Raw genomic sequence first — 374 nt, 5'->3', positions numbered from 1 at the left:
GTCTTACAATTACCACCTGGTCAGGGTCCACCCGACACCCGGTACTGACGGAGAACAACCGAAGGTGAACAAACAGCAACAAACTGCGCTGAATATGGCGCGATTTATCAAAAGCCAGACGCTAACCCTGCTAGAAAAACTCAACGAGCTGGACGCGGACGAACAGGCGGACATCTGCGAATCACTTCACGACCACGCCGACGAACTCTACCGCAGTTGCCTCGCTCGCTTCAGTGATGATGGTGAAAACCTCTGACACATACAGCTCCCGGAGACGGCCACAGCTTGCCTGTGAGCGGATGCCGGGAGCAGACAAGCCCGTCAGGGCGCGTCAGGCCGTGGACCTTGCGGGTGTCGGGGCGCAGCCATGACCC

1 protein-coding gene is annotated in these 374 nt (G+C 58.3%); it reads left to right on the top strand.

What is annotated here, in order from left to right; translation table 11 throughout:
- The first annotated feature begins 64 nt into the window (after nucleotides 1-64).
- Complete coding sequence (locus ATB02_RS25895; RefSeq protein ID WP_048228005.1) at nucleotides 65-256, top strand: Rop family plasmid primer RNA-binding protein; 192 nt, start codon at nucleotides 65-67, stop codon at nucleotides 254-256.
- The last annotated feature ends 118 nt before the right edge of the window (nucleotides 257-374 follow it).

The sequence above is a fragment of the Escherichia sp. MOD1-EC5189 genome (genome assembly GCF_002966045.1).
GTDB lineage: Bacteria > Pseudomonadota > Gammaproteobacteria > Enterobacterales > Enterobacteriaceae > Escherichia > Escherichia coli_F.
The sequence above is the reverse complement of the archived record's forward strand: the minus strand, read 5'-3'. Positions and strand labels throughout refer to the sequence as shown.